The 21,733-nt window shown below is 70.2% G+C and carries 12 protein-coding genes; 5 read left to right on the forward strand and 7 right to left on the reverse strand.

What is annotated here, in order from left to right; translation table 11 throughout:
* The first annotated feature begins 161 nt into the window (after window positions 1-161).
* From E5083_RS15845 to E5083_RS15860, 4 genes are all read left to right on the forward strand, one after another.
* A complete protein-coding gene (locus E5083_RS15845; protein ID WP_208754057.1) occupies window positions 162-3,974 on the forward strand; it encodes a GH92 family glycosyl hydrolase in 3,813 nt (1,270 codons plus the stop codon).
* 155 nt (window positions 3,975-4,129) lie between these two features.
* Complete coding sequence (locus tag E5083_RS15850; protein WP_135786334.1) at window positions 4,130-5,845, forward strand: bifunctional phosphatase PAP2/diacylglycerol kinase family protein; 1,716 nt, start codon at window positions 4,130-4,132, stop codon at window positions 5,843-5,845.
* Between the two features lies 1 nt (window position 5,846).
* Window positions 5,847-6,800, forward strand: a complete 954-nt coding sequence (locus tag E5083_RS15855) for a YihY/virulence factor BrkB family protein (RefSeq protein ID WP_135786335.1) — start codon at window positions 5,847-5,849, stop codon at window positions 6,798-6,800.
* The gene (locus E5083_RS15860) at window positions 6,800-7,564 is read left to right on the forward strand and encodes a phosphatase PAP2 family protein (protein WP_135786336.1); all 765 of its coding nucleotides are present in this window, start codon (window positions 6,800-6,802) and stop codon (window positions 7,562-7,564) included. Before E5083_RS15855 ends, E5083_RS15860 begins: the two co-directional genes overlap by 1 nt.
* Before the next feature lie 6 nt (window positions 7,565-7,570).
* Here the strand turns inward: E5083_RS15860 and E5083_RS15865 are convergent, their stop codons facing one another.
* The 3 genes from E5083_RS15865 to acnA form a co-directional block, all read right to left on the reverse strand.
* Complete coding sequence (locus tag E5083_RS15865) at window positions 7,571-7,996, reverse strand: DUF6003 family protein (protein WP_135786337.1); 426 nt, start codon at window positions 7,994-7,996, stop codon at window positions 7,571-7,573.
* A gap of 90 nt (window positions 7,997-8,086) precedes the next feature.
* Entirely contained in the window at window positions 8,087-11,353 is a 3,267-nt protein-coding gene (locus E5083_RS15870; RefSeq protein WP_135786338.1) for a GH92 family glycosyl hydrolase, read from the reverse strand.
* A gap of 350 nt (window positions 11,354-11,703) precedes the next feature.
* Window positions 11,704-14,421 carry an aconitate hydratase AcnA gene (acnA, locus tag E5083_RS15875; RefSeq protein ID WP_135786339.1) on the reverse strand — a complete coding sequence of 906 codons (2,718 nt, stop codon included), beginning with the start codon at window positions 14,419-14,421 and terminating at the stop codon, window positions 11,704-11,706.
* A gap of 337 nt (window positions 14,422-14,758) precedes the next feature.
* Here acnA and E5083_RS15885 point away from each other — a divergent pair, with 337 nt between their 5' ends.
* Entirely contained in the window at window positions 14,759-15,235 is a 477-nt protein-coding gene (locus E5083_RS15885; protein WP_244317515.1) for a hypothetical protein, read from the forward strand.
* A gap of 87 nt (window positions 15,236-15,322) precedes the next feature.
* Here the strand turns inward: E5083_RS15885 and E5083_RS15890 are convergent, their stop codons facing one another.
* From E5083_RS15890 to E5083_RS15905, 4 genes are read right to left on the reverse strand one after another with little or no spacing between them, the layout of a single operon-like run.
* Complete coding sequence (locus E5083_RS15890) at window positions 15,323-15,754, reverse strand: SMI1/KNR4 family protein (RefSeq protein ID WP_135786341.1); 432 nt, start codon at window positions 15,752-15,754, stop codon at window positions 15,323-15,325.
* A 26-nt stretch (window positions 15,755-15,780) separates the two neighbouring features.
* On the reverse strand, window positions 15,781-20,484 hold the full coding sequence (locus tag E5083_RS15895; RefSeq protein ID WP_135786342.1) for a putative T7SS-secreted protein: 4,704 nt from the start codon (window positions 20,482-20,484) through the stop codon (window positions 15,781-15,783).
* A complete protein-coding gene (locus tag E5083_RS15900) occupies window positions 20,484-21,134 on the reverse strand; it encodes a hypothetical protein (protein ID WP_135786343.1) in 651 nt (216 codons plus the stop codon). Before E5083_RS15900 ends, E5083_RS15895 begins: the two co-directional genes overlap by 1 nt.
* Window positions 21,131-21,580, reverse strand: a complete 450-nt coding sequence (locus E5083_RS15905) for a hypothetical protein (RefSeq protein WP_244317516.1) — start codon at window positions 21,578-21,580, stop codon at window positions 21,131-21,133. The genes E5083_RS15900 and E5083_RS15905 overlap by 4 nt, the downstream gene beginning before the upstream one ends.
* Window positions 21,581-21,733: the final 153 nt, after the last annotated feature.

Raw genomic sequence — 21,733 nt, forward strand, 5'->3', positions numbered from 1 at the left:
TATCGCCGGGCTCCGCACACCCTGCCGGATGAATTACCGATATAGCCCCCTGAATGCCGCAGCCAACACCCTTGACATCACCGGTCACTTGACCACCTACTGGTTCCTGCGCAGCAAGTTGACAACGTTGTCCGCAGTAAGCGCGGGAGGGGAATCCGTAGATGCAGCGGAGATCTCGGCACAGATGGACTCCGGCGGTCGTCCTCACGACCGCCTTTGTCATGGGCGTCGGCGCGCAGGGGGCGGCGGTCGCCGTGCCGGCCAGGGCCCCGGCCGCCGCCACGGAGTTCGCGTCCTCGTTCGAGTCCGGCGATCCGGCGCCGGACTGGCTGAACACCGTCGAGACCGGTCCGGGCGGCGCCAAGCGCTCCTCGGGCGTGGACGGCGGCTACACCACCGGCATTCCGGGCAATGTCACCGACCACGTCACCGATCTGCGGGCGAGCGGTGAGAACACCGGCGGGGGCGAGGTGAAGGAGAACCTCACCGATGTCGATCCCGGCAGCAAATGGCTGACGTTCGCACCCACCGGCTGGGTGGAGTTCGACCTGGACCAGCCGGTGAAGCTCGCCGCCTACGCGCTCACCTCGGCCAACGACCACGACGAGCGCGACCCGAAGGACTGGCAGCTTCAGGGCTCGGCCGACGGCAAGGACTGGAAGACCCTCGACACCCGGACCGGCGAGACCTTCCCGGACCGGTTCGGGACCAAGTCGTACCAGCTCACCGAACCGGCCGAGTACCAGCACTTCCGGCTGGAGGTGACGAAGAACAACGGTGCCTCTGACGCGCTCCAGCTCGCCGATGTGCAGTTCTCCACCGGCGGCGGTGACGGACCGGCGCCGCAGGACATGCTGAGCCTGGTCGACAAGGGCCCCAGCGGCTCCCCCACCGCCAAGGCGCGGGCGGGCTTCACCGGCACCCACGCCCTGCGCTACGCCGGGCGGCACACCGCCGACGGCCGGGGCTACTCGTACAACAAGGTGTTCGACGTCAATGTGAAGGTGGCCCGCGACACCCGGCTGTCGTACCGCCTCTTCCCGTCGATGGCCGACGGCGACCGGGACTACGACGCCACCAACGTCAGCGTGGACCTGGCCTTCACCGACGGCACCTACCTCAGCCAGCTCGGCGCGAGCGACCAGCACGGCTTCCCGCTGACCCCGCGCGGCCAGGGCGACGCCAAGGTGCTGTACGTCAACCAGTGGAACGACGTGGCGTCCCGGATCGGTTCGGTGGCGGCCGGCAAGACCGTCGACCGGATTCTGGTGGCGTACGACTCCCCCAAGGGCCCGGCGAAGTTCCGGGGCTGGGTGGACGACGTGGCGCTGCAGCGGGTGGCGCCCGAGCGGCCCAAGGCGCATCTGTCGGACTACGCGCTGACCACGCGCGGCACCAACTCCAGCGGCAGCTTCTCGCGCGGCAACAACTTCCCGGCCGCCGCGATGCCGCACGGGTTCAACTTCTGGACCCCGGTGACCAACGCGTCCTCGCTGAGCTGGCTGTACGAGTACGCGCGGGCCAACAACGAGGACAACCTGCCGACCGTCCAGGCGTTCAGCGCGAGCCATGAGCCCAGTCCGTGGATGGGCGACCGGCAGACCTTCCAGTTGATGCCGTCGGCCGCGACGGGCACCCCGGACACCGGCCGCGAGGCCCGTGAGCTGGCCTTCCGGCACGAGAACGAGACGGCCCGGCCCTACTACTACGGGGTGAAGTTCGAGAACGGCCTCAAGGCCGAGATGACCCCGACCGACCACGCGGCCGTGCTGCGCTTCAGCTACCCCGGCGACGACACGAGCGTGCTGTTCGACAACGTCACCGAGCAGGCGGGGCTCACCCTGGACAAGGAGCACGGGATCGTCACCGGCTACTCCGACGTGAAGTCGGGGCTGTCCACGGGCGCGACCCGGCTGTTCGTGTACGGCACCTTCGACAAGCCGGTGACCGAGGGCTCGTCCAGCGGGGTCAAGGGCTATCTGCGGTTCGCCGCGGGCGCCGACCGTACGGTGACCCTGCGCCTGGCGACCTCGCTGATCAGCCTGGACCAGGCGAAGGACAACCTGCGCCAGGAGATCCCGGACGGCACCTCCTTCGACACCGTCAAGGCGCGCGCCCAGCGGGCCTGGGACAAGATCCTCGGCAAGGTCGAGGTGGAGGGCGCCACCCCGGAGCAGCTCACCACGCTGTACTCCAGCATGTACCGGCTGTACCTCTACCCGAACTCGGGCTTCGAGAAGGTCGGCGGCAAGGACCAGTACGCCTCGCCGTTCTCCCCGATGCCCAACCCGGACACCCCGACGCACACCGGCGCCAAGATCGTCGACGGCAAGGTGTACGTCAACAACGGCTTCTGGGACACCTATCGCACCACCTGGCCCGCCTACTCCTTCCTGACCCCGTCCCAGGCCGGTGAGATGGTCGACGGGTTCGTGCAGCAGTACAAGGACGGCGGCTGGACCTCGCGCTGGTCCTCCCCCGGCTACGCCGACCTGATGACCGGCACCTCCTCGGACGTGGCGTTCGCGGACGCCTACGTCAAGGGCGTGAAGTTCGACGCGAAGGCGGCGTACGACGCGGCGGTGAAGAACGCCACCGTGGTGCCGCCGAGTTCGGGTGTCGGCCGCAAGGGCATGGCCACCTCGCCCTTCCTCGGGTACACCAGCACCGACACCAACGAGGGCTTCTCCTGGGCCATGGAGGGCTACGTCAACGACTACGGCATCGCCAAGATGGGCGAGGCCCTCTACAAGAAGACCGGCGAGAAGCGGTACAAGGAGGAGTCGGCGTACTTCCTCAACCGGGCCCGCGACTACGTCAACCTCTTCGACGCGAAGGCGGGCTTCTTCCAGGGCCGGAACGCCAAGGGCGACTGGCGCGTGGACTCCGCCAAGTACGACCCCCGCGTGTGGGGTTACGACTACACGGAGACCGACGGCTGGGGCTACGCCTTCACCGCCCCGCAGGACAGCCGGGGCCTGGCGAACCTGTACGGCGGCCGCAAGGCCCTCGGCGACAAGCTGGACGAATACTTCGCCACCCCGGAGACCGCGTCCCCGGAGTTCACCGGCTCCTACGGCGGTGTCATCCACGAGATGACCGAGGCGCGGGACGTCCGGATGGGCCAGTACGGCCACTCCAACCAGGTCGCCCACCACGTCAACTACATGTACGACGCGGCCGGCGAGCCCTGGAAGGCGCAGAAGAACGTGCGCGAGGTGCTGTCCCGCCTGTACACGGGCAGCGAGATCGGGCAGGGCTACCACGGCGACGAGGACAACGGCGAGCAGTCGGCCTGGTACCTCTTCTCCTCGCTCGGCTTCTACCCGCTGGTCATGGGCAGCGGGGAGTACGCCATCGGCTCGCCGCAGTTCAAGAAGGCCACCGTCCACCTGGAGAACGGCCGGGACCTGGTGATCAAGGCCCCCGACAACAGCGACCGCAATGTGTACATCCAGGGTGTCCGCTTCAACGGCCGCTCCTGGAACTCCACTTCGCTCCCCCACTCGCTGCTGTCCAAGGGCGGGGTGCTGGACTTCTCGATGGGGCCGAGGCCGTCGTCGTGGGGTTCGGGCAAGGACGCCGCCCCGGTGTCGGTCACCGAGGACGACAAGGTGCCGACCCCTCGCGCGGACGTGTTGAAGGGCGACGGGGCGCTGTTCGACAACACCTCGGCGACGAGCGCGGCGGTCACCTCGGTGGACCTGCCGACCGCCTCGGCCGGGGAGGCGACCAAGGCGGTCCAGTACACGCTGACCTCGTCGGCGGACCGTACGAAGGCGCCCACCGGCTGGACCCTCCAGGGCTCCACGGACGGCACGACCTGGCGGACGCTGGACAAGCGTTCCGGTGAGTCCTTCGCCTGGGACCGCCAGACACGGGCGTTCAGCGTGAGCGCGCCGGGTGCGTACACCAAGTACCGGCTGGTGCTGGACGGGGAGTCGACGCTGGCGGAGGTGGAACTGCTGTCCTGACGGCTCCTGTTGGACGGTGAAGGGGCGGTCCCGTACGGGGGCCGCCCCTTCCTCGTGGCTCGTGCCGTCTGGCCGGCCGTTGTGGGGGCATTAGCCGGTGGGTCGGGCCCGCGCGGTCCGGCCCGACCCACCGACCGAGCCGAGGAGTTGCACCGATGCCGACCGCCGTACCGGAGAGATCAGCGGGCCTGCCCGAGGACGCGCCCCGCTCCGTCAGGACGGCCCCCACCGGGCGCCCCCGCCGGCTGCCGCGCGGTACGACGCGGGCGGCGGCCTCCATCGGCGCGCTGGCGGTGTGCCAGGCCGTCCTGATGATCGGCCTGGGTTTCCTGATCACCGGCCCCGCCCGGCACCTGTGGCCGATGACGGCCGAGGACGGCGTCAACCGGGGCCTGGAGCGGCTGCGTACCTCCACCCTGACCACGCTCTCCTCGATCGGCTCCGAGCTGGGCAACACGGGCACCGTGATCGGGGTGACGCTGGCGGCGTGCCTGGCGATGGTCTTCATACCCAGGCTGCCGATGTGGCGGCAGGTGTCGTTCCTGGCGCTCGGGGTCGCGCTCCAGTCGCTGGTCTTCCTGGTCATCACCATCGCGGTGGACCGCCAGCGCCCCGATGTGCACCGGCTCGACGGCTCCCTGCCGACCTCCAGCTACACCTCCGGCCACACCGGCGCCGCCACCGCGATCTACGGCGGCCTCGCCGTCCTCGTGCTGTCCCGCATGCGGAGCCCCTGGCGGCGCGTGCTCGCCGCGCTGCTGTTCCTGCTGCCGGTCGTGGTGGGCGTCTCCCGGCTGTACCGGGGCATGCACCACCCGACCGACGTGGCGGGCGGCATGATCAACGGCGCGCTGTCCCTGCTGGTCGTCGGGCACGCCCTGCTCCGTGACGGCCGCGTGTCGGCGCCCCCCGCCCTGCCCGAGGTCCCGCAGGCCCCCCGCGCCGAGCGGCTGCCGGGCCGGGTCGCGGTGGTCCTCAACCCCACCACCGTCGACGAGAGCGCCCGCGACGAACTGCGCCGGGTCCTCGCCCAGCACGGCCACCGGGAGCCGGTGTTCATCGAGACGACGGCCGCCGACCCCGGCGGCGGCCAGGCCGCCCGGGCACTCGCCGAGGGTGCCGCGCTGGTCGTGGTCTGCGGCGGCGACGGCACCGTCCGCGCGGCCGCCGACCGGATGGCCGGCAGCGGGGTCCCGCTCGCCGTCGTGCCGTTCGGTACCGGCAACCTCCTTGCCCGCAACCTCGGCCTCCCGCTCACCCCGGCCGAGGCGCTCGACGCGGCCCTCGGCGGTGCGCCCCGCGTCATCGACCTCGCCCGGATCGAGGGCGACGGCCTCGCCGCCACCCACTTCGCGGTGATGTCCGGCGTCGGCCTGGACGCCGCGATGATGAAGTACGCCGAGGAGCACGACCGGGCCAAGGCGCTGCTGGGCTGGCCCGCGTACGTCCTGGCGGCCCCGAAGGCGATGCGCGGCCCCCGGATGAGCCTGAACGTCCGTCTGGACGGCGGCCAGCCGCTGCGCCGTACCGCCCGCATGGTGCTCGTCGGCAACACCGGCGAACTCCAGGGCGGCCTCCGCCTGATCCCGGACGCCCGGCCCGACGACGGCGTACTGGATCTGCTGATCCTCGACCCGCAGGGCCCCGGCGGCTGGCTGCGTACGGTGAGCGCGCTGCTGCTGCACCGCAAGCGGGAGGGTAAAGAAGGCGACGGGCAGCCGGAGTTCCGTACCTTCCGGCGGGCCGAGTTCACCTTCGACGCCCCGGAGCCCCGCGAGATCGACGGCGACCCGGTCGGCACCGGGCTGCGGCTCTCCGTGGAGGTCGTGCCGGGCGCGCTGACCGTGCTGGTCCCGAACCGGGAGGGCTGACATGGGCAGCGCCACCAAGGTCCCGGAGACCCGGGACATGAGCGGGGACGAACTCTCCGCCGACGAGGCGTGGGTGACCCTGCGCCGCTACGGCAACTGGTCCCTGCTGCGCGACGCGTTCCTCCGCTTCCGGTACGCCGACGGCTTCAGCCACTCCCGCGCGCTCGCCCTGCAGACCGTGCTGTCGGTGATCCCGCTGGCCATCGCCTTCGTCGGCCTCTCCACCAGCCTGCACACCGAGGACATCGGCAGGATGGCCGAGCTGACCATCCACCGCATCGCCGAGGGCCCCAGCGCCGAGGTGGTCGACGACGCCCTCGACCGCAGCCGCCGCAAGGCGGGCGACGGCTCCCAGGTCGCCCTCTGGTTCGGCGCGATCTTCTCGATCGCGAACGTCACCACGGCGATGTGCCAGATAGAGCGCGGCGCCAACCGCATCTACGGCAACGAACGCGACCGGCCCTTCCACCTCAAGTACTCGCGCGGCCTGGTCATGGCGCTGTGCGCCGGGTTCCCGCTCGGCCTGGGCTTCGTCGTGATGGTCGCCGGTGACGACCTCGCCTCGGCCGCCGGTTCGGTCTACGGGCTCGGCTCGACCGCGCAGATGGTGTGGAACATCGTGCGCTGGCCCTTCGGGCTGCTGCTCGCCCTGATCTCCGCCAGCGCGATCTTCCGGCGCTCACCGCGCCGCAAGCAGCCGGGCTACACCTGGCTGGCCTTCGGCGCGGCCGTGTACCTGGTGCTGTGGATGACGCTGACCTGGGTACTCACCCTGTACCTGGACCTGAGCGGCTCCTTCGACACCGTCTACGGTCCGCTGAGCGCCTTCATGTCCCTGCTGCTGTGGGCCTACCTGACCTCGCTCGCCCTGTTCCTCGGCCTCTCCTTCGCGGCCCAGCTCGAGGCGGCGCGCGGTCGGCGGCCCGAACCGATCCAACCCGATCCGGGGGTCTGATGCCGACGAAAACCACCACCCTGCGGGCCACCGACCGGCGGTTCGGCATCCGGCTGCTCGCGGCGGCCGGAGTCGCCGCGGCCGCCGCCGTGCCGTTCGCGCTGCTGCTGGTCCTGGTGGAGGGCCGCTGGCGGCCGCTGCGCGACCTCGACCGCGACGCGGCGAACGGGCTGCACAGCGTCGCCGTGGACCATCCGGCCTGGACGACCACCCTGCGCGTGCTGTCCAACTACGTCTGGGACCCGCTCACCCTGCGCGTCGGCGTGGCGCTGCTGACCGGCTGGCTGCTGTGGCGCGGTGCCCGGCGGCTGGCCGCGTGGGCGGCGGTGACGGCAGTGGCCGGGGGCCTGATCGGGCTCGGGGTGAAGACGCTGGTCGAGCGGGCGCGGCCGGTGCTGGAGGACCCGGTGGCACACGCGCCGGGCTACTCGTTCCCGTCCGGGCACGCGATGACCGCCACCACCTCGTTCGCGGTGTTCCTGCTGGTGCTGCTGCCGATGGTGCCGCGCCGGGCGCGGATCGTGTGCTGGGTGGTGGCGGTGCTGTCGGTGCTGGGGGTCGGCTTCACCCGCGTCGCGCTCGGCGTGCACTGGTTCAGCGACGTGCTCGGCGGGTGGCTGCTCGGACTGGCCGTCGTCGTGCTGACCAGCCGGGCCTTCGAGGCGTGGCGGTCGGACACCGGACAGCGGCCCACGCACGTCGCCGAGGGGCTGGAGCCCGAGCTGACCGGCCCGAGTCCCGAGCCGGACAGCACCCCCCGCTGAGCCGCGTCAGACGCCGGTCAGCCGGCCGATCTCCTGCGGGTCGAGCCCGGTCAGCCGGGCGATGCGCGGGGCCGGGACCCCGGCGGTCAGCGCCCGGTGCACCAGGGTCTCCCAGCCCTGGGTGGCGTCCCGGAAGTCCAGCAGCTCCCGCTCCATGTCGGTGACCGACTGGGGCGCGCACTCCTGCTGCACCCGGACCTCTTCCTCCTCGGTCAGCGGGATCGGCAGCCGCTCGGCCTCCTCGGGGATGAGGATCTCCGACCCGGCGGGCAGAATCCGCAACTGCTCGGAGGACGGGGCGACATCGTGGGCGGAGATCCAGCCCCGCACGGCCGGGGTCTGGTCGCATTCCAGCGGGGCGACGGCGGCCATGGCCGCGCCGAGGCTCGGGTGACGGTCGGGGAGCAGGAAGAGGTAAGCCTCGTCGGCCATCGGGCGGTTCCGCCTTGTCGGTGTCGGTTTGGGTGCGGAGACCGATGCTACTGCCGCCGCACCGCACCGGCGGGACGGAACCGCCCCGGCTCACCTGGTGGCGAGCGCGAACACGTGCAGGTCGCCGTCGTCCGGCAGCTTCACGCTTCTGATCTGTTTCCCGTCCGGCGCGGCGAACGGCTTGGTGGCGAACACATAGGTGGCGACCGGGTCCTTGTCGGCGCCCGCGACATTGCGGTACGCGGCCTTGGCGACGACCTCGTTGCCGTACTGCACGGTGCCGCCCCCGCCGCCGACGGTCCAGTCGGTGAAGGCGAGGTCGGCGGTGCCGGTGCTGCCGTCGGTGTAGGTGACGGTCGCCTTGGCGGACTGGTTGCCGTTGACGGCGCTGCCGACGAAGGCCAACGCGGTGGTGGGGTCCGTCAGTTCGACGGTCTGGCCGTGCGCGGAGGCGTTGTCCGGGCGGCCGGCGGGCGAGTCGGGCCAGGTGAAGGCGAGGTCCCCGGTGGTGACTTGCTTGCCCGGAGTGAGCCCGGCCGCGGCGAGGGCCTGCTGGGAGTAGCTCCAGCCGCCGCCGTCGTAGTCCGCCTCGTCGTGGTCGCCGGTGTCGTCGGAGACGCCGGTGTTGTCGTAGGCGGCCAGCAGAGTGCCGGGGGCGGCGACGGTGAGGGAGACGGGCTGCTCGTAGGAGGTGTCGCCCGAGGTCACCGTGACCTTGGCGGTGTAGAAGCCCTGGGTGGCGTCCTCGGCCGCGGTGAGGGTGATCCGCTGGGCGCCGCCGGTGACGGTGCCCTCGGCGGGGGTGGCCGTCACTCCGGCGGGCGTCTCCACCTTGAAGCGGACCTCGGGGCCGGTGCCGCCGTTCAGCGACAGCGCCCGTACGTCGATCGCGGTGCTGTCGCCGGGGGCGAGGGTCGCGGTGGTCGGGCCGACACCGATCTGGTACGGCTGCTCGCCCTGCCGGAAGGAGGGCGGCGGGGTCTTGGCGCCCCAGGCGCGGTTCGGGGTGGTGCCCAGCCGGTAGTCGAGCCGGCCGCCGTCCCGCACGAAGGACGCGGGCAGCCAAGCCCGGTCACTGGAGCGGCCGTTGACCTTCAGGGACTGGACGTAGGGCGCGTCGGCCGCCGCACCCTCGGCGCGGATCGAGATGTCGTTGCCCTGCGGGCGGTTGATCTCCACCCGCTCGAACAGCGGTGAGGCGAGGACCAGTTCGGAGCGGGACGGCACCTGCGGGTACATGCCCATGGCGGAGAAGACGTACCAGGCCGACATCGCGCCCAGGTCGTCGTTGCCGGGGATGCCGTCCGGCCCGGTGGACCAGAGCTGCCCCATCGCCGCGCGCACCGTCTCCTGCGTCTTGTACGGGGCGCCCGCGTAGGCGTACAGGTACGGCACGTTGATCGAGGGCTCGTTGTCCATCTCGGACTTGGCGCCGCCCTGGCCGGTGAAGGCCCACGCGCCGTCGGCGGTGTGGAAGAAGGAGTCCAGCCGGGCCAGCGCCTTGTCGGTGCCGCCCAGCGCGGCGAACAGCCCGGCCGGATTGTGCTGGACCATCCAGGTGTACTGGGCGGCGCTGCCCTCCACGAACCCGTTGCCGGTGTCCGGGGTGAAGCCGGTGACCCAACTGCCGTCCGCCTTGCGGTTGGCGATGTAACCGCCGGTGGAGTCGGCCGCGATGTTGAAGTTGTTCTGCCACCACTGGGCGCGCTCGGCGAACTGCTTCTCGGTCCGCTTCTCCCCCGCCGCCGCCGCCAGTTGGGAGAGGGAGAAGTCGGCGGTGGACATCTCCAGCGTCTCGGCGGCGCCGCCCCAGGCGTTGGAGACGCTGGGCATGTAGTGCAGCTTCAGGTACTTGTCGAGCGAGGGCCGCTGGCCGACGGACAGCACCGGCTTCCCGGCCGCCGAGAGGTCCTGCGCCGTGGGCACGGTGGCCGCCTTGACCAGGGACTTCAGCGCGCCCTTCAGGTCGAACCCGGTGCCGCCGAAGGCGTGGATGCCCGCGAGCGCGCTGGGCGAGGGGTCGCCGTTCATCACGTGCGTGCCGCCCGCGTTGTGCAGCCAGCGGTCCCAGATCCCGCCGTTCTGCTCGCTCAGTTCATAGAGCGACTGGGCGATGTCCGAGCCGGTGCGCGGGTCGAGCAGGGTGAGCAACTGGACCTGGTCGCGGTAGACGTCCCAGCCGGAGAAGGTGCCGTACTGGGCGCGGTGGCCCTTGCCCACCCGGTGCACCTTGCCGTCGCTGCCCCGGTAGCGGCCGTCGGCGTCGCTGATCACGTTGGGGTGGAACAGGGCGTGGTAGAGCGCGGTGTAGAAGGTGGTGCGCTCGGCGTCGGTGCCCCCGCCGACCCGGATCGCGCCGAGCCGCTCCCGCCAGGCGGCGCGGGCCGCGTCCCGTACCGCGTCGAAGGAGCGCCGCGGGCCGTTCTCCGCGCGGAGGTTGGCCTCGGCGGCGTCCCGGCTGACGTACGAGATGCCGACCTTGACGTTCACCGGGCCCTCGCCGGGCGCGAACTCGACGTAGCCGCCGGCGCCCTTGCCCGCGACGGGCCGGCCGCCGTGGGAGAAGCCGCCGGTGCCGCCGGAGGCGCTGGTGGAGCCGGGGGTCAGCTTGTCGTCCTGCCAGGTGCCGGTGGCCTTGAAGGCGCGGTCGAAGTGGGCGGTGAAGTACAGGGTGTAGTACGAGCGTTGGCCCTCGGGGTCGAGGTAGCCGCAGAAGTTGCCGGAGGTGACTGAGCCCGAGATGGTCTGGCTCGCGGGGTCGATGCTGACCGTCGAATCCTCCGACCCCACCTCGGAGTTGGCGGTACGCACCAGGAGGGAGGCGGCCTTGCCGGCCGGGTACGAGAAGCGGGCCGAGCCGGTGCGGGCGGTCGCGGTCAGGTCGGCGGTGACGCCGGAGGCGAGGCCCACCTTGTAGTGGCCGGGCTCGGCGGTCTCGTCGGTGTGCTTGAAGTCGGAGGCGTAGACGGCGTCCTTGGTGTCGCTCGCCGGGGAGGAGGCGACGTCACCGGCGTACGGGAAGAAGGGGATGTCCCCGCTGCCGCCCGCGCAGCCGGTGCCGGACATGTGGGTCAGGCTGAAGCCCCTCACGCGGGTGGCGTCGTAGTGGTAGCCGCCTGGGGCGGTGGTGCGGGTGGCGTCGCCTCTGGTGGTCTCCGGGCTCCAGGAGAGCATGCCGAAGGGCACCACGGCGCCGGGGTAGGTGTCGCCGCCGTTGCTGCTGCCGATCAGCGGATCGACGTACGGCGTCGGGTCGTTGACCAGGCCGGGTGGTGCGGTGCCCGTCGCGAGGGCGGGGGTGGCGCCGCCCACCGCGAGCGCGGCGGCCAGCAGCAGGGACATGGGACGGAAACGCATCACGCGGCCCTTCCTCCTTGCGGACGGGTCGCGCACCACGGGTCGCACAAGCCGCAGGGACAGTAACGCGTGCCCACGGCCCCACGGAAGAGGGCCGCCGTGTTGCCCCAAGTACCTTGACATCGTTGTCCGTTGGACCGGTAGAGTCAGGAACGGACCCATCAGACAACGTTGTCGCGCCCCACCCCAGCCCAAGCCACCCGCACCGCGCACGCCCCCTGTCCGCTCCGGGCGGGCACCCCGTCCCCCCGGCCCCGCCCGGAGCACCCCCGCGCTCACCTCCCCGAGCACGGCAGAGGGCCGCACCCCCGTCACCGGGAGTGCGGCCCTCAACTGCGTTGCTGTGTCGTCTACTTGCGGATCAGGCTGCGCAGCACGTACTGCATGATGCCGCCGTTGCGGTAGTAGTCCGCCTCGCCGGGGGTGTCGATGCGGACGACCGCGTCGAACTCCACGCCCGTGTCGGTGGTGACCTTGACCGTGCGCGGGGTGGTGCCGTTGTTCAGCTCCTCGACGCCGGTGAAGGAGAAGGTCTCCTCGCCGGTCAGGCCGAGGGAGGCCGCGGTGGCGCCCTCCGGGAACTGGAGCGGGAGGACGCCCATGCCGATGAGGTTCGAGCGGTGGATGCGCTCGTAGGACTCGGCGATGACGGCCTTGACGCCGAGGAGCGCGGTGCCCTTGGCGGCCCAGTCGCGGGACGAGCCGGAGCCGTACTCCTTGCCCGCCAGCACGACCAGCGGGATGCCCTGGTCGATGTAGTTGCGCGAGGCGTCGTAGATGAAGGAGACCGGCGCGCCCTCGACGGTGAAGTCGCGGGTGTAGCCGCCCTCGGTGCCCGGCGCGATCTGGTTGCGCAGGCGGATGTTGGCGAAGGTGCCGCGGATCATGACCTCGTGGTTGCCACGGCGCGAGCCGTAGGAGTTGAAGTCACGACGCTCCACACCGTGCTCGGTGAGGTACTGACCGGCCGGGGTGTCGGCCTTGATGGCGCCGGCCGGGGAGATGTGGTCGGTGGTGACCGAGTCGCCCAGCTTGGCCAGCACACGGGCACCGGTGATGTCGGTGACCGGGGACGGCTCGGTCTGCATGCCCTCGAAGTAGGGGGGCTTGCGGACGTAGGTGGACTCGGCGTCCCACTCGAAGGTGTTGCCGGTCGGGATCGGCAGCGCCTGCCACTGGGCGTCGCCCGCGAAGACGTCCTCGTAGGACTTGGCGAACATGTCCTCGCCGATGGCGTTCGCCACGACCTCGTTGACCTCGGCCTCGGAGGGCCAGATGTCCTTGAGGTAGACCGGGTTGCCGTCCTGGTCGATGCCCAGGGCGTCCTTGGTGATGTCCACCTTCATGGAGCCGGCGAGGGCGTAGGCGACCACCAGCGGCGGGGAGGCCAGGTAGTTCATCTTGACGTCGGGGTTGATCCGGCCCTCGAAGTTGCGGTTGCCCGAGAGGACCGAGGTGACCGCGAGGTCGTGGTCGTTGACGGCCTTGGAGACCTCCTCCGGCAGCGGGCCGGAGTTGCCGATGCAGGTGGTGCAGCCGTAACCGACCAGGTTGAAGCCGACCTTGTCGAGGTAGGGGGTCAGGCCCGCCTTCTCGAAGTAGTCGGTGACGACCTTGGAGCCCGGAGCCAGGGTGGTCTTGACCCACGGCTTGCGGGTCAGACCCTTCTCCACGGCCTTCTTGGCGACGAGCGCCGCGGCGACCATGACGTACGGGTTGGAGGTGTTGGTGCAGGAGGTGATGGCCGCGACCGTCACCGCACCGTGGTCCAGCTCGTAGGTGGTGCCGTCGGGGGCGGTCACGGTGACCGGGTTCGACGGGGTGCCGTTGGGGGCGATCGCCGGGGAGTCGGAGGCCGGGAAGGACTCCTTGCCCGCCTCGTCCACGACGTCGACGTAGTTGAGGACGTCCGACTTGAACTGCTCGGCGGCGTTCGCGAGGACGATGCGGTCCTGCGGGCGCTTCGGGCCGGCGATGGAGGGGACGACCGTGGAGAGGTCCAGCTCCAGCTTCTCGGAGAAGTCGGGCTCGGCCTTCGGGTCCAGCCAGAGACCCTGCTCCTTGGCGTACGCCTCGACCAGGGCGACCTGCTGGTCGCTGCGGCCGGTCAGGCGCAGGTACTTCAGCGTCTCGTCGTCGATCGGGAAGATAGCGGCGGTGGAGCCGAACTCCGGCGACATGTTGCCGATGGTGGCGCGGTTGGCCAGGGAGGTGGCGGCGACGCCCTCGCCGTAGAACTCGACGAACTTGCCGACCACACCGTGCTGGCGCAGCATCTCGGTGATGGTGAGCACGAGGTCGGTGGCGGTGGTGCCGGGCTGCAGCTCACCGGTGAGCTTGAAGCCGACGACGCGCGGGATCAGCATGGAGACCGGCTGGCCGAGCATCGCGGCCTCGGCCTCGATGCCGCCGACGCCCCAGCCGAGCACACCGAGGCCGTTGACCATGGTGGTGTGCGAGTCGGTGCCGACCAGGGTGTCGGGGTACGCCTTGCCGCCCCGGACCATGACGACGCGGGCCAGGTGCTCGATGTTGACCTGGTGGACGATGCCGGTGCCGGGCGGGACGACCTTGAACTCGTCGAACGCGGTCTGGCCCCAGCGCAGGAACTGGTAGCGCTCCTTGTTGCGGCCGTACTCCAGCTCGACGTTCTGCTTGAAGGCGTCGTTGGTGCCGAACTTGTCGGCGATCACGGAGTGGTCGATGACCAGCTCGGCGGGGGCGAGGGGGTTGATCTTCGCCGGGTCGCCGCCCAGCTCCTTCACGGCCTCACGCATGGTCGCGAGGTCCACGACACAGGGGACGCCGGTGAAGTCCTGCATGATCACGCGGGCCGGCGTGAACTGGATCTCCTGGCTGGGCTGGGCCTGCGAGTCCCAGCCGCCGAGGGCGCGGATGTGGTCGGCGGTGATGTTCGCGCCGTCCTCCGTGCGGAGCAGGTTCTCCAGCAGGACCTTCAGGCTGTACGGCAGGCGGGCCGAGCCCTCGACCTTGTCCAGCCGGAAGATCTCGTACGACTCGTCGCCCACCTGCAGCGTGCTGCGGGCGTCGAAGCTGTTCGCCGACACGACAGTCTCCTTCATTGATGTGCGCGTTCCACCGCATCCTGCCGCCACGCCGGTCCAGCGATCCGCTAAGGTAAGGCTAAGTTAGGTAACCCTTACCGGGGTGGCTGCCGCGGTGCGCCTCGGCAGATATCTCGATGTCGAGATAACTCTAGTACATGGGGGCTGGATGGTCATGCCCGGATGGCGGGTGTGACGGGTCCGTCACGCGCGGAAGGGGGAGGCGCACAGGGGGTCGCGGCTGGGGCTGGGGTTGGAGCGAGGGCTGGGGCTGGGGTGGAGCCGGGGCTGGGGCCGGGGCCGGGGCTGGGGCTGGGGCCGGGGCTGGGACGATCATCGGATGAGCCACTTCTCGCACCGCCGGGACTTCGCACACGACCCGCGCCCCGTCGACCTCGCCGCCCGCCCGGACCTGGCGGCCGGGCTCGATGCCGTCAACCGGGACCTGGCGGCGACGCTGCCGGAGGCCGGGCCGATGCGGCTGATGTGGACGCCGTCGGACGACGAGGACATCCCGGACCAGTACCACGCGGCGCTGCCCGACGGCCGCTGGCACGACGGCGTGCAGGACCCCGACACCGCCGGCATCGCCGAGGCGGCTCAGGAGACGGTCCAGGCGGTGCTGTGGCAGGTGTGGCCGGTGTGCCGGGAGCACCGCAGCGGGGTGCACGCGGGCGCCGGGGCGGACGAGCGGGCGGTCTGGTGGTGCCGGGTCGACGAGGGCCACGAGCTGTGTGAGGTGGGCGAACTGGCGCAAACCCTCCCCGGTAAGCAGCGCCGGGCACTGCGCCGGAAAGAGCGCAGGCGAGCGGGGTGACCGGGCGGCAAGCAGGGCCCCCCGTCACCTCCGCAACAGCCCCGGACACCGCTGGAGGTGACATTCGACGTCACGGTCTCATCCGAGTCAGCGATACCAGTCCTCACCGTCACTGCCGAGCGCACCCCGCAGATAGTTCTCCAGCGACGGGGCGATCCAGGTTCGGCTGTCCGTTTCGTGATCCCAAACGAAAATGTCGTCGCGGAGCGGGGTACGCACGACGGCGAACTGATCGCCGCCGCCGCTGTCGCCGAAGAACATCAGGGCGTCGAACGGCATATACAGCTCACGGAACTGGGCGTCGGTCCGGAAGGACTCGTTTTCTTGCAGAATCTTTTCGGCGGTCCAGACGAATTCGGTCCCGTAGCTGTCCTCGATCCCGTTCGTCTCCAGGAGGAGCTCCCGCATCGGCTCGGGCAGCGGCTGACCCAGTCGCTCCTCGATCAGCGCCAGATCGCGAGGATCTGCCGGCTCCTGGAGTTCCACTTCGGGGAATTCCGAGGTGAGCTCTCGCCACATGTGGGATTCTCTCCATTCTTTACCGCTTACCGAATTCTCGGACTGAACCAGTTCCCGAGCCTATCATCCACCTCGGTGACATGATCGAGTACTTGCTGGCGCGTCGGTGCTGGATTGTTCCGATAGAACTCGTTCCAGGACACTCGTATCTCGCTCAGGTGGACCTTGCTGTTTATGTCCCCCTTTGGTATTCCTCGCAAGTTTTCGAGGGAATGTATCTCATCCGCCTTGAACAGACCCGGATAGCGCTTGAGTACTTGCTGTTCGATGGCGTGGTGGACCACCACCTTGCCTTTCAGTTCAGGGTGTTCGGCGAAGAAGGTCTTCTTGTAACTGTGGCTGGTCGTGCTTCCGACCGATGCCTCGTGTCGGGTGGGCACCTCTCGGCCGAGTGGCGTCGTGCCGTTGTCCTTGGCGTTCTGAGCCGCCGCCTTGCAGGGAGTGAGACCGAGCGGGTCAGCCCACAGGTGCGGGTTGGGGACGTAGGACTGGGGATTGGGAGCGGGTGCCAGCCCTAGGGGATCGGCGGTGAGGTAGCGGGACGTCGCCGGGTCGTAGTGGCGGAAATGGTTGTAGTGCAGACCCGTCTCTGGATCGAGATACTGGCCCGGGAAACGCAAGGGCGTGTACGCGGAGTCGTTGACGGACCAAGCGGTGATTCCCCACAGAGTGCGCTGCGTCTGCCAGACGGTGTCACCGCCCTCATCGATGAGCGAGACCGGAGCGCCGACCAGATCGGTGACGATGGCGAAGAAGCGGGCGTCGATCTCGCTCTGCGGAGCGTCCGCACTGGTGATTCTCTCGGTCTGGGTGATGGGGTGCAGTCCGTGGTGGTCCCAGGTGAGCGTGACGGGGTGCGGAGCCTGCGCGGAGACGGTGGTCTGCTCGCAGAGAGTGGTCCCGTCCCAGGTGAAGTCGGTGCGCTCCACCACGGTTTCGTCGTCGACGGCCATGCGGATCTTGCTGATGCGTCGCCCGAGCGGATCGTAGGCGTAGTTCCAGCGGGTGCCGTCCGGAGTTGTGACGGAGGTCAGCCGGTCGTCGGTGTCCCAGGTGTAGCGCCAGGTGTCGGGTTTGCGGGACAGCCGAGTCCGCTGCAGGAGGATGACGCGGCCCTGACCGTCATGCTGGTATCGGACCGTACCCGCGCCGATGAGGCGGCTGCCGGAGTACGACCGGGCGCCTGTGGATTCATGTGCGGGGTGACTCGAGGGCCAGGACGCGAAGAGTTGATCTCCCGCCTCGTCGTAGGTGTAGGTCTCACTCCAGTCGGCGGCGCGCACACGGGTGACACGGCCGACCGGGTCCAGAGTGAACTGACGGCTCTCGGTGTTGAGGGCGCCGATCTGGACGAGGTTGCCGTCGGCCCGGTAGGAGTAACCGAACTGCTGGACCGGCCGGGGACGGGTGGCCGCCGAGATGGTCTGCGCGGTGAGTCGTCCCGCCATGTCGAACCGGTTGGCCCAGTAAAGGCTGTCACCGATGCTGCGGGCCGTCTCGCGGCCGGCGGCGTCGTAGGTGAATGCGACGTCACGCCCTCCAGCGGTCATCCGTACGGGGCGTCCCGTCGCGTCGTAGCGCCAGGTGGTGACGGCGCCCGTGGGGGTGGTCCGGCTGCTCAGACGACCCTGCTCGTCGTACGTGTAGGAAAGGGTCCGGCCGTTGACGGTTTCGGAGCGAAGACGGCCGAACTGGTCGCGGAGCAGGCTCAGGGTGCACCCTGGGCTGGTCGCCTGGGCCAGTTGGTCGGTGAGGTCGTACGCGTATTCGGTGACGCGGCCCTGAGCTTCCTTGCGAGTCGCCTGTCCCAGGAAGTTGCGTTCGTAATGAGTTGTCCGGCCGGCCGCGTCGGCACGGGACGCCAGGCGTCCGGCGGCATCGTGGATGTAGGAGAGACGGTGTCCGTCGAAGTCGGTTTCAGCCGTCAGAGTTCCCGCGGCGTCGTACTCGTACGTCCACTTCAGCCCGCGCGGGTCGACTACTTCGGTCAGCCGCAGTTCCGAGTCGTGGACGAACTCGTACCGGGCTCCGTCCGGCCTGGTGGAGGCCACGAGCAGATCGAAGTGTGTGTACTCGTAGCGTGACACGCCGCCGAGTGGATCGGTATGGCTGGTGCAGTTCCCCTCGCCGTCGTACGTCCAGGACTCGCTGGTGCCGTCGGGCGCGGTGTAGCGCGCGAGCCGCCCTTCCGTCGTCCATTGCATCCGTGCCACGGCTCCGACCGGGTCCGTGATGGTGGTGACGCGTCCGAAGGGGTCGCGCTCGTAGTACGTCACGGCTCCGAGCGCGTCGGTCACCTCGACCGGCAAGCCGGCGCGGTCGTTGCGGATGGTGGTGGTGTTCCCCATCGGGTCGGCGACGTAGGTGAGACGGCCCGCCTCGTCATAGGCGTAGCGGGTGGTGTGACCCGACGGGCTGGTCTCGCCCGTGCGGTTACCGCGCTCGTCATACGTCTGCCGGGTGACGGTGCCATCTGGATTCGTCACCTTGACGGGGAGGTTGAGATGGTTGTACTCGGCGTGTGCGGCCCGCCCGTCGGGGCGGACCACGGTGACAAGCCGGCCTGCCGGGTCGTGGCGGAGTGTCAGCGTATGACCGAGCGGGTCCGTGTGCTCCAGGAGCCTGTTGTGGCGGTCACGGGTGTAGCGGGTGACGTGGCCCAGGGGGTCGACTCGGGCGATCACCTGTTTCCGCTCGTTCGTGACAAAGCGTGTCTCATGGCCGAGGGAGTCGGTGATGGCGGTGACCAAGTCGCCGGTGGCCGGGTCCGGGTCGCCGTAGGTGAACGTCGAGCGCAGGTGGCCCGCGGCGCCGGACTGGTGGACGCAGCGGTCCTGGTCGTCGTAGGCGTAGGTGAAGTGGCTGTCGTTGGTGTCGGTCCAGGAGGTGATGCGGGCCGAGGTGTCGTAGGTGAAGCGGGTGGGGCGGCCGGAGGAGTTGGTGACCTCGGTGAGGTGGCCGCCGGAGTGGCCGTAGCGGATCAGTTCCTGGTCGGCGCCGGTGAGGCGGAGGGCGGTGACGCGGCCCTCGGCGGTGGATATCCCCAGGTGGTAGCCGCCGCTGTGGACAAGGGCGCTGGGCGCGCCGTCGGCGTCGTACTCGAAGGTGATCCAGTTGCCGTTGCGGTCGTCGAGCTGCTCCAGGACCGCGAGGGTGTCGGAGCGGTCCGCGAAGTGACGGGTGTGCCCGGATTCCGGGTCGGTGAGGGTGTAGCCGCCCTCCACCCGGTCCAGCGGCCAGCGCGGGCCGTGCGAGGGCAGGGTCGGGACGCCGGGCGCGGGGTGCGGGTAGGCCAGGACGAGGCCGTCCTCGCCGACGAACACCACGCCCTCGGTGTCGGTCTCCAGCCGCTGGTCCAGCGTCGAGGACCAGGACGGGCCGAACCAGCCGCCCAGCCGGTACGACGACTCGAACTGCCGCCTGACCAGCAGCGGAAGCACACCCGGCAGCGCCACGTCGGTCTGCGGCAGCACCATGCGGCCGGTGGCGACGTCGACCGGGTCCTTCTCGCAGACCTTCTCGCCCGGACGCCGGGCCACGTCGTCCGCGTCCTTCTCCACCACGTTCCGGGCGGTACGGCGGATGCCCTGGCTGGCGGCCTCCTCCGCGCCCTCCTTCATGGCGAGCCGGAGCCCGCCGCGCGCCAGCCCCGCGCCCTTGGTGCCGATCAGCTCCGGGATCAGGCGCCCCACGAACTCCGAGGGGTCCTTCTTCAGGCCGTCGATGGCCGCCTGGACGACGCGTTCGGGATGGGTGGCCGTGGAGACCAGGCCCGAGAGCGTCATGTTGACGTTCTGGAGGTAGGCCGCCGGGTGGGTCAGGTTGTAGGGGTCCGTGGGGTTGAGGCCGCGGGCGAAGTTGACGAGGCCGGCGGTGCCTTTGAGGGCGCCGCCGACGACGTGGGTGAGTTCGGTGTTGGCGGCCTGGTAGCCGTCGGTGAAGTCGTGGCCGAGGCGTTCGAGGGGCGGGGGTTCGGCGGGGGCGTGGGCGAGGGCCGCCTTGATCTTGCCCTGGGCGTCGGCGGCGGCGGTGTTGCGCTGCTTGCGGGCCTCGTTCAGCTTGTGCGCGGCCGCGTCGCGGTCGGACTTGCCCGCCTGCTTGTCCTGCACCGGTACCGGACCGGGGTCCTCGCCCGCGTCGGCCTTGGTCTTGTAGGCGGCGGCCTTCCGCACGAAGTCGTCGCGCGCGTCGTCGAACGCCTTCGTACCCTTCTTGTACAGCTCGACGGCCTCCGCCGCCTGCTTCTGCGCCCAGGTGACCGTGTCGGCGTACCGTTCCAGCGCGTCCGCCGCCGAGCCGCAAGCCTCCGCCGCGTGGGCCCACTTGGCGGGGTGGACGCCGAACTTCTCGCGGAAGGCGTCGCCGCCCTCGCCCTTCCAGCCCGCCGAGTCGATCTTCTTCAGGCCCGAGCCGACCTTGCCGAACGCCCCGTGGAAGTCCTTCAGATGCTTCGCGCTCTCGCGGATCTTCTCCGGCTTGCCGTGCACGAGTTCGTCGGCCTGCTCGGTCTGGCCGAGCTGCTGCTCGCCCGGCGTGGCGCCCAGGTCGGAGGCGACCTCGTCACCCCAGTCCTCCACACCGTCGGCCCAGTCGTGCAGGCCGACGCGGTCCAGCCCGCCGCCGAGCTTGTCCGTGCCCTCGTCGACGAGTTCGCCGACCTTCTTCTTGCCCTTGTCGTACAGGTCCTCGGCGCCGCCCAGCAGCGAGTTGGTGAGGTCCCCCAGCCCCATCAGCCCTCACCGCCCTGCTGCCCGGCGGCCTTCGCACGGGCCTTGGGGGACGGGCCGAAGGTGTCGTCGAGGAACTGGTCGTACTCCTGATCCGACACGCCCACCGCGCCGTGCAGGTTCTCCGGGGTGACCGGGACCGTGCCGATCAGGGGTGCGGTCATCGCGTCCCGGCCCGCGTCCTTCCAGCCCTGCTTGCTGTTCTCCCACGCCTGCTCGAAGGACTCCTGCGAATAGTCCACCGTACGGCCCGACTTGGCGATGTCCCCCCAGCCCATCCTCTCCACCTCCTCCTCGGAGGCGTACGGATTGCCCACCGCCGAGTTGGCCACGACCTTCACGCTGCCCTTGAGGTACTGCTCGGTCTCGTAGTACGTGCCCGCCGAGAGGTTGGTCTTCTGCGCGAACGCGTTGCCCTCCGCGATCAGGGCGCGTACGCCCCACTCCCAGCGCTCACAGAACGACTTCAGCCCGCCAGTCAGGCCCTCGTGCCCCAACTCCAGCCCCGACAGCGCGATTCCGGAGAAGCCCCGGCCCGCGCCTGCCTGGCCCACCATGCCCAGCTCCCCCAGTTCACCCAGCGCCTCCGTCAGACCCTTGGCGATCTCCTCCAGACCCTGCGCCTGGAGATCCATCCCACCCTCGCCGCTCATACCGCACCCCCGCGCCGCGCCCCGTCGTCCACGTCCACCGCCGCGCCGTCCGGCACGATCCCCGCCACCGGCGGGAACACCATCCCGTCCGACCCGTCCGCACAGTCCAACGCCACCCCGCACGGCACGCCCGCCGCGGGCACCGCCACATCCAACAGCTTCGCGCCCAGCACGCGTTGATACGCCCACTCCCGCGCCGACTCCCCCCTCGCGAGGGCGTACCGGACGAGCGCCTGCTCGTCGGAGAACGCCAGGATGAAGCGGATGCCGTTGAAGTCGGCGGTCAGCAGGGCCAGTTCGTCACCGGGAGCGCCGCCCAGCGGCGCGAGAACGGGAGTACGGCGGAACTCCCCGAGCAGTCCGGCGAACTCTCTCCCCCGGCTCGCCGCCTCGGCCTCGGCGGGCGACACACCCGCGCCCCGTATCCGATCCCCGTTCTCAGACATCCAGCCATCCTCACGAACGGGGTGACCGAAAACAAGTTCGTACCCGCCACATCCTTGCCACAGGTGACGACGACCCCGCGACCGGCGCCGACCGCCGTGCGCCACCGGGCGAACCTCCGGTCATCTGTTCCCCGAATGGGGGTATCCGGGTTG

The sequence above is a fragment of the Streptomyces bauhiniae genome, from assembly GCF_004784475.1.
Classification (GTDB): domain Bacteria; phylum Actinomycetota; class Actinomycetes; order Streptomycetales; family Streptomycetaceae; genus Streptomyces; species Streptomyces seoulensis.